Origin of the sequence: Halomonas sp. 72, from assembly GCF_052379785.1 — a bacterium.
Lineage (GTDB): Bacteria > Pseudomonadota > Gammaproteobacteria > Pseudomonadales > Halomonadaceae > Vreelandella > Vreelandella citrativorans.
Map to the genome: position 1 here is coordinate 1 of NZ_JBQSYY010000033.1, position 9,788 is coordinate 9,788.

At 45.6% G+C, this 9,788-nt stretch carries 9 protein-coding genes; all 9 read left to right on the forward strand.

Annotated features, from left to right (window positions below; genetic code table 11):
• Nucleotides 1-731 precede the first annotated feature (731 nt).
• Nucleotides 732-1,559, forward strand: a complete 828-nt coding sequence (locus ACT3T6_RS17330) for a thymidylate synthase (protein WP_193053750.1) — start codon at nucleotides 732-734, stop codon at nucleotides 1,557-1,559.
• Nucleotides 1,556-2,095, forward strand: coding sequence for a dihydrofolate reductase (locus tag ACT3T6_RS17335; RefSeq protein ID WP_193053744.1), 540 nt, complete (start codon nucleotides 1,556-1,558; stop codon nucleotides 2,093-2,095). Before ACT3T6_RS17330 ends, ACT3T6_RS17335 begins: the two co-directional genes overlap by 4 nt.
• Before the next feature lie 20 nt (nucleotides 2,096-2,115).
• Entirely contained in the window at nucleotides 2,116-2,916 is an 801-nt protein-coding gene (locus ACT3T6_RS17340) for a ProQ/FINO family protein (RefSeq protein WP_193053743.1), read from the forward strand.
• Nucleotides 2,917-3,180: 264 nt separating this feature from the next.
• Nucleotides 3,181-4,257, forward strand: a complete 1,077-nt coding sequence (locus tag ACT3T6_RS17345) for a porin (protein ID WP_193053742.1) — start codon at nucleotides 3,181-3,183, stop codon at nucleotides 4,255-4,257.
• Nucleotides 4,258-4,679: 422 nt separating this feature from the next.
• Nucleotides 4,680-5,996, forward strand: a complete 1,317-nt coding sequence (locus ACT3T6_RS17350) for a polysaccharide biosynthesis C-terminal domain-containing protein (protein WP_193053741.1) — start codon at nucleotides 4,680-4,682, stop codon at nucleotides 5,994-5,996.
• A gap of 21 nt (nucleotides 5,997-6,017) precedes the next feature.
• Complete coding sequence (locus tag ACT3T6_RS17355; RefSeq protein WP_193053740.1) at nucleotides 6,018-6,692, forward strand: WecB/TagA/CpsF family glycosyltransferase; 675 nt, start codon at nucleotides 6,018-6,020, stop codon at nucleotides 6,690-6,692.
• A 3-nt stretch (nucleotides 6,693-6,695) separates the two neighbouring features.
• Nucleotides 6,696-7,337, forward strand: coding sequence for a glycosyltransferase family 32 protein (locus tag ACT3T6_RS17360; protein WP_193053739.1), 642 nt, complete (start codon nucleotides 6,696-6,698; stop codon nucleotides 7,335-7,337).
• Between the two features lie 62 nt (nucleotides 7,338-7,399).
• Nucleotides 7,400-8,683, forward strand: coding sequence for an O-antigen ligase family protein (locus ACT3T6_RS17365; protein WP_193053738.1), 1,284 nt, complete (start codon nucleotides 7,400-7,402; stop codon nucleotides 8,681-8,683).
• The coding region (locus tag ACT3T6_RS17370; RefSeq protein ID WP_444625969.1) for a sugar transferase at nucleotides 8,684-9,788 on the forward strand (1,105 nt) is incomplete at its 3' end.

Consider the following 9,788-nt stretch of genomic DNA (forward strand, 5'->3'; position numbering starts at 1 on the left):
TGGGAGCACCGCGCAGCGGTGCCAAGTGCAGAGAGGTACCAATGGGCGTCGTTCCGCCGCCTCCCGCGGGTGCCTTGCCGTTCGTCCCTCACGGCGCGTTACCACGCGCTACATTTGCATAATCAAAGCGTTAGCTAATTTGTAGCGCGTGGTAAGCGCAGCGCACCCGCGGGAGCACCGCGCAGCGGTGCCAAGATGCAGCGAGGTGCCAACGGGCGTCGTTCCGCCGCCTCCCGCGGGTGCCTTGCCGTTCGTCCCTCACGGCGCGTTACCACGCGCTACAGTTGCATAATCAAAACGTTAGCTAATTTGTAGCGCGTGGTAAGCGAAGCGCACCCGCGGAAGTACCGCGCAGCGGTGCCAAGTGCAGAGAGACGGCAAGATGCAGAGAGGTGCCAAGGCGAATGAGGTGCCCATGGGCGTCGTTCCGCCGCCTCCCGCGGGTGCCTTGCCGTTCGTCCCTCACGGCGCGTTACCACGCGCTACATTTAAATAATCAAAGCGTTAGGTGAATTTGTAGCGCGTGGTAAGCGCAGCGCACCCGCGAGAGCACCGCGCAGCGGTGCCAAGGTGAACGAGGTACCAATGGGCGTTATTCCACAAGGCTTGCGAATGCTTCATCAGCCATTAATCCCTTGCGCTAGACCCTTGCTGCCAAGCGGCCTAGAATACGCCTCTATATAGCCTGCAATTTTGGAAACTCTGTGACTGTTACCACGCCTACATCAAATATGACGACGAATGCCAGCGCTCAACCTGCGCTTGAACAGCCGTATTTGGATCTAATGCGCACTGTGTTGGAACATGGCGTTGACCGCAACGACCGTACCGGGGTGGGCACGCGCTCGGTGTTTGGTCATCAAATGCGATTTGATTTATCACGCGGCTTTCCACTGATAACGACGAAAAAACTGCATTTGCGCTCTATCATCCATGAGCTCTTGTGGTTTCTGAAAGGCGATACCAATATTGCCTATTTACAGCAAAACGGTGTACGCATCTGGGACGAATGGGCTGATGAACACGGCAATCTTGGCCCTGTTTATGGCTATCAATGGCGCAGCTGGCCTGACCCTAAAGGAGGCAGCGTCGACCAAATTGCCAACGTATTGAAGCAAATTCGTACCACACCACAGTCGCGTCGGTTGATAGTCTCCGCCTGGAATCCTGCTCAGGTTGATGAAATGAAACTGCCGCCTTGCCACTGTCTGTTTCAGTTCTATGTAGCAAACGGGCGCCTTTCCTGCCAACTTTACCAGCGCAGTGCCGATATTTTTCTTGGCGTACCGTTCAATATTGCAAGCTACGCGCTACTGCTGGCGATGGTGGCGCAGGTAACGGGGCTTGAGCCGGGAGAGTTTATTCATACGCTGGGGGATGCACATCTCTATAGCAACCATTTTGAGCAAGCGAAAGAGCAGCTCACGCGTGAGCCGAAAGCACCGCCTCGGCTGGTGCTGAATCCTGAGGTGAAGGATCTATTTGCATTTACCTTTGATGATATCCACATCGAAGCGTATGACGCCCATCCCCATATAAAAGCCAAGGTAGCGGTATGAGCCTTACCAGCAATGAATTTGAACCTTTAGTTCCTGTTGCCATGATTGTAGCAATGTCTAAAAACCGTGTTATTGGTGTGGATGGTAAGCTGCCTTGGCATCTTCCGGAAGATCTTAAATTCTTCAAGCGTATGACTCAGGCGAAACCGTTGGTCATGGGGCGCAAAACCTACGCCTCCATTGGCAAGCCGCTGCCGAATCGGCTTAATATAGTCGTAACGCATAATAAAGAGTTCGCACCCGATGGTGTTCGAGTCTGTCACGATTTGCCCGCCGCTTTGGCACTGGCAGACCAGCAGGCAACGATTGATGCGGCTGAAGAAATTATGGTGATGGGGGGCGGAGAGATTTACCGCCAGGCGCTACCATTTGCACAGCGGCTTTACATCACAGAAGTGGATGTTGAAGTGGAAGGTGATGCTGCATTCCCCGAATTGGCAGCAGATGAGTGGCGGGAAGTGCAGCGTGTGGCTGGAACACCTGCTGATGGCAAGCCAGCGTACGATTTTGTAGTTTATGAGCGCACTGCTGACTAAAAAAGGTCAAAGGAGAAGGTATGGCCGCCAGCGTAATGCAGTTATTAGACAGCCTGGAGTCGCGCCTTGAGCAGGCTCAAAGGGAGTTGCAAGCCCTACGGCGGGAGAACGTGCAGTTAAAAGAGCAGCTCGCAACGCAAGCAGTTACGCAGCAACAAACGCTCAACGATCTAAGTGCGCCGAGTCAAAAAGCAAACACGGATGGCGTGCATGAAGGCACAGAACAGGTGACATTGGCTCAGCCTACGGTTGAGCCGCCCCGCCCAGTGTCAGCAAATTCAAATCCCGAAGCAGATGTAGCTGAAGCCCTGGCTGCTCATGATGCGCAGCCACCGTCGCCTCATGCCCTTCTAAAAGAGTGGTATAAGCGTTACCCGAATACCTTTTTCAAAGGCCACACGAAGCCCTTAAAAGTCGGTATTCATCAAGACCTGGCAGCACGTGAGCCTTGGTCAGGAAAGCTGATTCGTCGCGCCTTGGCTAATTACGTGAATTTACCGCGTTATTTAAAATCGGTACGGGAAGGGGTAGAGCGTATTGATCTGGATGGCCAGTTGGCCGGAAAGGTAGATATAGAAGCAGCTTTGCACGCTGCGGAGAAACGTAAGGCTAAACAAAAAAGAGTAGAGGCAACAGAGTGTGTACAGCACACGCCACAAGGAAAGCCTTTAGAAAAAAAGAGCGCCCACCTATCAACACTGGCGATAACGACGCAAACCATCCAGGCCAAGGGTGAAGAGGCGGATAAGGTTAGACAAGAAAAGCCGTTGAGCATGGAAGATAAATTAAAAGACCTACAGCAAAGGTTCAAAGCGCGCTGAGACCTGATTACGCTGGTGGGGTTCCTCAAAATTGCTTATTTCATAAAAAAACACTGTTTTTTTTATTGCGTTAACTGAAATCCCGGTATAGAGTTTGACGTGCGAGCATTGGACTATAACAAGGTTTGTTTGAGGACGTGCCACATACCACTGGGAAAAACCAGAGGATGAGAAAACGAGCACAGCCCGCGAGCCAACTGCTGAAGGCCCATATAAGCCCGGCAGCTACGATCGAAACAGTAAGCTAGTTAAGGAACCTATATCATGAAAAAGACACTTTTAGCGACTGCTATCATCGGTGCCCTGAGTGCCACGGCTGCCGCTCAAGCAGCTACCGTATATGACCAGGACGGCACCAAGCTGGATATCTATGGCCGTATTGGTCTGGGTGTTGAAGGCGGCGGTGTTAAGTACAACAGCAGCGGCGAGCGCATTAACCGCAGCGGTGACTTCGTAAACGTTGGTTCTCGCCTTGGCCTGCGCATGAGCCAAGCAATCACTAGCGATATGACCGCATTTGGTCGTCTTGAGTGGCGCTTTAAAGCCAACAGCCGGGAAGACGCTGGTAGCGGCTTTGACGAGCTGCGCCAGAGCTACTTAGGTGTTCAGAGCCAGCAATACGGTACTTTCCAAGCCGGTAACTTCGATAGCTTCTACCTGCAGTTTGTGTCCAGCCCGTTCGATGTTTACATCAACAATGGCCTGCACTTCGCTGGTAACGGCAAACAGTCGCGCGGCGACTCTATCGGTTACTACACGCCTGACCTGGAAGGTTTCACTGCCTTCCTGCAGCTGAAAAACTACAGCGAGCGTGGCTTGGTTGAAGGTGTAGAGACTACCGAGCAAGGTAACGTTATAGCACCGCAAGGTGGTGTTCGTTATGAGAACGGTCCTGTTACGGTAGGTCTGGGTTTTGTTGAAGACGTTCGTCGTGGCGGCGGTAACGGTGAAATGATGTACGGCCTAATCGGTCAGTACGAGTTCACTGACCAGTTCTCTGCGCGTCTTGGTTACGAAAATCGTCAAAATAATAACGACCAAGGCTACAAAGATAGCATGGGCGCGAAAGACGAAAATGGCTACAACACTGTTGGTTTAGGTGCTACCTTCACCACCGGTCCTTGGGCATTCACGGGTGACTTCTACAACATCAACCGTGACGGCCAAGACAGCAGCAAAGCCTGGTCACTGGGAAGCTACTACAAAGTTTCCAGCGCTATGGATGTGTTCCTGGAAGTTAACGATAACGATGCCAAAGCTGGCAACGACAGCACACGTCAGCAGTTTGATAACCTGACTGATGATGCATACTGGCTGACAGGCGTTCGTTACTTCTTCTAAGCCTGGTTTAATAACCTTGCTTTGAGAGTAACCTGCCTAGCAGACCTAATAGAACCGGCCTCTTTTGAGGCCGGTTTTTTTATACTTTTAAAAAGAGCTCTCGTTGGAAGATCTCAGCTAGTTAAAAAAACTGTACTGTAAGCTTTAGTCCGTTGGCGAGCGAAGAGGTTATCAATAAAGCGGAAATGCAAGTGTCGAACCTTGCTTGCTCGTGGATACGTACTAGGGTCTGTCTGAAAAGTCGACGAGCGCAGACACTTTTCAGACAGAGCCTAAAAAAGATACTTGTTCTTAACCTGTGTTAGCATAAGAAAGGTGGGTTATGATATTTGTCTCAAACTCGTGATCATAATGCTCGAAAAAAATATGCTATATAAAATATAGTGTTTAATTGCCTGTCGATAACTTTATAAAGAGTACCTATGAGTTTGGTTAAAAATCAGTTGTTAACGACATTTGCTGCGAGGGGCGTAGCTGCGGGCGGCACTTTTTTACTCTCCTATGTACTCGCTACACAAGTAAGCGTTCAGGATTTCGGTTCTTTCATGATATGTTTTTCTATTATGATTGGCTTGCAGGTGTTTGCCAGTATAGGTACTGATAGAGCAACACTGAAATTTATGGGCGTTGCACTCTCAAATAATAGTAGAAACGAAGTGCGTTGGATTTATAAGCAAGCTTTTATTATAAACCTAATAGTTAGTGCTTTATTGGCTATCTTGTTATGGTTCTTGGCACCTATCGTATCCACGTGGTTTTTTTCTAGCCATGATTTGGGTGTGGCAAGTTTAAGAATAACTGCGTTTGTTTCACCTTTGTACACCATTATTTATCTATGTAACTTTATTCTAAAGGGCTGGGGAAGAGCTAATGTTTCATGCTTGTTTGAAATAGGCTGCATCTCAATTGTGCTTAGCCTCATGATTACCATTTTTACAATGCTATTAGGGGTTACATTAAACGTTGTTCATTTAATGTCTATGTTGTCAGTTGTGCTGGCAATATATCTATCAATTGCGGTTGGGTTAGTAACAGGTGTTTATAAAAGAAGTGGTCTTCTTTCTACAAATGAGATAACGTTTAATAAAAAGTTTTATGGTAGTTTGCCTGATTTTTTATTGGTAGGTGTTATATTTTTTTATACTCAATGGGGGTTAAGCATTGTTCTAGGCCTTTTTGAAACCGAGCGTCAAGTAGCGATATTTAGCCTTGGCTTAAGAGTAGCAATGGTCGTTGGGTTTATTCTAACGGTGTACGACAGTATTTTGGGGCCTCGGTTTTCACGCTTGCATCATGAAAATGACCTACAAGCCCTAAAGTTGCTGGGGCAAAAAAGTGCTCTGCAGATGTTTTGCTTTTCACTTGTACCTTCAATTGTTTTTTTGGTGTGGCCCGAATGGATACTATCCTTTTTTGGTCCTGAGTATACCTCAGGTGAAGGTGTATTACGTATTATGGTTGTCGCTCAGTTAGTCAATGTAATGACAGGCTCGGTTGTTTTGTTTCTATTAATGACCGACAATCAGAAAGCAGCAAGAAACATTCTCGTCTATTCAGCGCTGGCGGCGGGCGCCGCTTCTGTTATTTTAATTCCAAGGCTAGGTGCGGAGGGTGCCGCATACTCACTTCTCTTATGTTTGGTAATACAAAACTTTTTAGCTGTGTATATTGTTCATAAAAGATTTGGTTTTATTATTATCGATTGGCGTGATGTTTTGAACTTCCGTAGGAAGTGTTAATTATTAACCAGGGATGCGGTGATGATCAAAATAGAAAAGCAATTCCTTTTTAAGCCAGGAGAAAATTACAGCTTTATAAATCCATACTCGCTTGGCGTGGTATGCCAATCGTTGACAACCTCAGAATGTCAGAAGATAAAGTTTCTGGCTGATGGTATTGCAATTGTTATCTATGCTCGATTGTTCAAAAAAAGAGTTATTAAGCGCACTAGTTTTGATGACACGTCCTTGGCTCCCATTGTTTTTCAGTATGCTTGTCATAATAATTTATCTATCGCTCTGATCGGAGGAACACAAGAAAATATTCGACAGGCAAAAAGTTTGCTGGAGAATAAATATCCCGGCCTAAGAATACTGTTTTCTGAGTCGGGCTATTTTGCTAATCAAGACGCCTATCAAAGCTGCCTTGATAAGGTCGTATCTGCTGATATCTTGATTGTAGGCATGGGAGCAGGAAAACAAGAACACGTGTTGCTGGATGCTCGTGCAAAGGGATGGCAGGGGACTGGCTTTACCTGTGGTGGTTATCTGGACCAGATCGTGCAAGCACGTGGCGATGAATACTATCCAAGGGTTCTAAATAAACTTCATCTTCGTTGGCTTTACCGTCTATTAAAAGAGCCGCGCCGCCTGTCAAAGCGTTACTTTAAAGACTATCCTTATTTTTTAATCAAATTTGGTAATAAAATAGAGTAATTTATGATACCCAAGAAAATTCATTATTGCTGGTTTGGTGGGCGTGAAATGTCCTCATTGTATAAACAATGTGTTGAGACATGGCGCCAAGCTATGCCTGATTTTGAAATCATGGAGTGGAATGAAAGCTCTATCGATAGTACTCACCCCTTTATCGCTTCTTGCTTGAAAAAAAAACAGTGGGCGTTCCTTTCAGACTATATGCGGATGGTAGCGTTGCGTGACCATGGCGGGGTATACCTCGACGTAGATATTGAAGCCGTTAAAAGTGTAGCGCCTCTATTAAAGCATGACTGTTTTCTAGGTTATGAAGATGAGGGTCGGCTCAATACTGCTGTATTGGGAGGTATAGCGGGCCACCATTTTTTCCGTAATGCTATTGAGCTTATTGAAAGCCGGCATCGCAGGAACAAACCTTTCCTGATAGCACCAGAAGTGGCCAATATGTGTGTGGAGAAAGATGCGTCAGGTATTGAGCTGTTACCCTGGCCTTGCTTTTATCCTTATAATCCCTATGCCAAGGCACATGATAGAAAGCAGCTTATGTATAGCTATATAGAAAACAATACTTATTTAATACACCATTGGGGAAAAGGCTGGAAGATGAGCTTTGCAGAAAGACTTAAAAGAAAAATATTTAAGTAGTTGAACGACTGTGCAAAAGGGTCTGTTTTCAGAAAACTAACTACTCAGGGAATGAGAGTTGAATGAAAAAAATCAATGTAACATTAATGTTTCTGGGAGGCTGGTTTTTTTTAAGCGGCGGAAATATTGATGACAGAATTTTATCATTTTGGCACCAGTATAGTTTGATGCTTATTATATTGGCATACTTTGGCGTTCTAATTTTCGTCAGAGGCATCGTTTTAAGCCCTTGGGTTTTTCTTTTTCCTGCCCTATTTGTCTATATGTTGGTGACTGGTGTTTTTGTTGGCGACGTGGGAACGGAAGTAATCAAGGTCATCGCTTATAGTTTTGTTGTGGTGGTGGCTGCTTTTGCTGCTAATAAACTAACATTGCTGGCGTTTCTTGAAACGCTGGTTGTGTCACTTTTTTTATTACTAATAGTCAACATTGCTGTGTCCGAATTTTTACCCCATATTGGGTTAGAGGCTGGAAAGTTTGAAGGTGATTGGAAGGGCATTTACGATCAGAAAAATGCGCTGGGAAGAGTAGGCGCACTGTTGATGGTATCCTCTATGTTACTAATGTTTTATAGTAGGGATCGAGCTATACAACTGTATTCTCTTTTTGCCTTGGTATCTGCTGTCATTGTCACCTTGAATACTGGGTCACGCACTGGCCTTGCTACAGGAGTGTTAGTTGCTTTAATTACGTTTGCGTTCGGCTTAGTATATTACGTACTGAAAAGCAACTATTTATATAAAAAGGCATTTATAACGATCCTGGCTGCAGAGTTCCTAATAGCTTCTTTGCTTATTGCTATGAATATAGAAGTGATTGATTTGTTTTCAGGGCATGATGGGATTAGCATTTATGGTGATTTTTTGTCTCTAACGGGACGTCTTACTATTTGGGACTTTGCGCTCACGCATATAAATGGCGTGCATTTTTGGTTTGGTTATGGATTGGATGGCTTTTGGACAAAGGAAAATTTTTACTTGTTTGGCCCGATTCAGGGGATGGGCAATTTTTTTCCAGAAGATGCTCATAACGGCTATATTGATATCGTTGTTCAGGGTGGCTTTTTGGGGGTGGTTTTATATGGGATTATATTTTATTTAATTATGAAGAAATTCGTAAAGAATGATAATTTTGGATTTAAAGAAGTGATCGTTTGCTTCGCGTTTTTAATGCTTTTTTTGATCTCAAATATAACTGAATCCTACACAACAAAATCCACTAATATAATTGGTTTTCTATTTGTGTATATATCAGCCTTTATTTTTTTCAACGATAGCGATGGCAAGAAAATTCACGTTTTCCCTTTGGGGTATGTTAAAAAATATCTTAAATGGAATGGTGAATAAATGGGTGGCGCAACTAATCGGCAAAAAACAGGTATAGCCTTCTCAGGGCGCTTCCCATCACAAGTTATATTTCCAGTGCTTGATATACTGATTATTTTTCTCTGTGGGGTAGGCGTCTATCTTGCGAGATTTGGCACTATCGCTTTGCATGAACGATATGCTCTCGCATTAACATGCATATCGTTAATAGTCTTAATGGTTAATAGCTCAACAGGTAGCTACAAGCGTTGGCGCGTATTTTCCACCATAGATTTACTTAGTAAGCTACTTTTCGTATGGCTAGGCGTAGGTATTTTTGTCACGTCGATTATCTATTTTGCCGATGCATCAGAACGTTACTCTCGGTTATGGGTGGGGTTCACGCTACTGAGCTCCTTTATTCTGGCCGCATGCGCCAGAGTGCTTGTACAACAGGGCTTGCGCAGGCTTCCTCTTCGTGGAGGAAGTCGGCGACCCATATTTTTAGTGGGGCCGGGCCAAAATGTACTTAAAGTCGCTAAGGGAATGCGGGCAGCCGCTTGGGAAGGACACTCTATCGTGGGTGTAGAGCGTTTTCATACAACGTTAACCCCTAGTGACGATCAGCTGAAAAACATATCGGCCAGGATAGGCCGCTCTGGCGCCGCTGAAATATGGATTTGTGCTCCGCTGGAGATGGGTGAAACAGTACATGCTCTGTTTTATGCGCTCAGGAACCATACCGAGGATATTCGACTAATTCCTGACTTTAAAGATATGCGTTTGCTGAATCATCGTACTAGCGAAATGGCTGGGCACTTGGTGATTGACCTGAGTGTGTCGCCCATAAATGGCATGGCACGTTTTTCTAAACGTGCTGAGGACATTGTGTTGGGTACACTCATTACGCTTCTGATTTTGCCGGTATGCGCCGTTATCGCTGTGATCATTAAGATGACATCGTCAGGGCCTGTCTTGTTTAAACAGTACAGAACTGGCTCAAGCGGTAAGATTTTTAAAGTATATAAATTTCGCTCAATGAAGGTTCATAAAGAGAAGCGGGGGGTCGTGACCCAAGCGACCAAAGGAGACAGTCGCCTTACGCCGATAGGTGCTTTTCTGCGTAAAACCTCATTAGATGAATTAC